This window comes from Pseudoxanthomonas sp. LjRoot204_2 (genome assembly GCF_056175765.1).
Genome location: NZ_JBGFFG010000574.1, coordinates 1 through 1,759 on the forward strand (window position 1 = coordinate 1; position 1,759 = coordinate 1,759).

Genomic DNA, 1,759 nt, shown 5'->3' on the forward strand with positions numbered 1-1,759 from the left:
TTCGGCGGCTTCGTGGTCGGCGACTGGAACGGCCACGGCCAGGTGAAGGGCTGCACGAACACCGACTGCCCGGCCACGATCAACGCCGGCCTGGACATGGCGATGGCCTCCGACAGCTGGAAGGGCTTCTACGAGACCACGCTGGCGGCGGTGAAGGCCGGCACGATCAGCCAGGAGCGGCTGGACGATGCGGTGCGCCGCATCCTGCGGGTGAAGGTCCGCCTGGGCCTGTTCGAGGCGGGCAAGCCGTCGACGCGGGCCGTCGGTGGCCAGTTCGCCCTGCTCGGCGCCCCGGAGCACCGCGCCGTGGCGCGCCAGGCCGTGCGCGAATCGCTGGTGCTGCTGAAGAACGCCGGCGGCGTGCTGCCGCTGGCGCCGAAGCAGCGCATCCTCGTGGCCGGCGACGGCGCGAACGATGTCGGCAAGCAGGCCGGCGGCTGGACGCTCAACTGGCAGGGCACGGGCACCACGCGCAAGGATTTCCCGAACGCGGACTCGATCTTTGAGGGCATCGCGCAGCAGGCGAAGGCGGCGGGAGGCGAGGCGATCCTCGCCGTCGACGGCACGTACACGCAGAAGCCCGACGTGGCGGTGGTCGTGTTCGGCGAGAACCCGTACGCGGAGTTCCAGGGCGACCTGCAGACGCTGTTGTACAAGCCCGGCGATGACAGCGATCTGCAACTGATCAAGCGGCTGAAGGCCGAGGGCATCCCGGTGGTGGCGGTGTTCCTGAGCGGGCGTCCGCTGTGGATGAACCGCGAGATCAACGCGGCCGATGCGTTCGTGGCCGCCTGGCTGCCGGGGTCGGAAGGCGCGGGCATCGCCGACGTGCTGCTGCGCAAGGCCGATGGCAGCGTGCAGCACGACTTCAAGGGCAAGCTGAGCTTCAGCTGGCCGCGCACGGCCACGCAATACGCCAACAATGTGGGACAGGAAGGCTACGACCCGCTGTTCGCGTTCGGCTTCGGCCTGACCTACGCCGACAAGGGCGACCTGGCCGCGTTGCCGGAAGACTCCGGCGTGAGCGGCGATGAAGGCGCGACGGGCGTGTTCTTCGCGCGCGGCGAGGCCGGGTCCGGCATGGCGTTGCGGCTCGAAGCCGCGGACGGGCAGGGCGTGACGGTCACCAAGGTGCCGGAGGCGCTCGACGGCGAGCTTTTGAAGGTCACCGGCGTGGATCACCAGGCGCAGGAGGACGCGCGCCGTCTGGCCTGGTCGGGCAAGGGCGAGGCGGTCGCGGCGTTGCAGTCGCACACGGCGCTGGACCTGCAGCGCGAGAGCAACGGCGACGTGATGCTGTTGACCACGTTGCGCGTGGATGCGGCGCCCAGCGGCGAGGCCTGGCTGTCGGTCGGCTGCGGCACCGGATGTACCGCGCGCGTGGCGCTGGCGCCGACGCTGGCGACGTTGCCGGTGGGCCAATGGACGCGCGTCGGTGTGCCGCTGAAATGCCTGGCCAAGGCCGGTGCCGATGTCGCCAAGCTGGATCGTCCGTGGTCCGTCGGTACCGCCGGGACGATGACGATCTCGGTATCGCGCGTGGCGCTTGGCGCGCTGAACGAGGCCGAGGCCAGCGTCGCATGCCCGGACGCATGACCCTCGCGCATCATCCCCSTGCGATGACGCTGCGTGCGGGCGTCATCGCGCCGGTGACCGTCGTTCATGCCTCGAGGAGGCACGCGGCATGACGATCTGCCGCGCGCTACCGCCGCTTCGGGGGCGCTGCCACCGAGTCACGGATGACCAGCCGATGCGGGAC

The 1,759-nt window shown here is 70.5% G+C and carries 1 protein-coding gene; it reads left to right on the forward strand.

Annotation, left to right across the window (positions count from 1 at the left end; translation table 11 throughout):
* Positions 1-1,596 (forward strand): glycoside hydrolase family 3 C-terminal domain-containing protein (locus AC04L7_RS18000; RefSeq protein WP_475513610.1); only part of this gene is annotated, 1,596 nt, incomplete at its 5' end.
* Positions 1,597-1,759 lie beyond the last annotated feature (163 nt).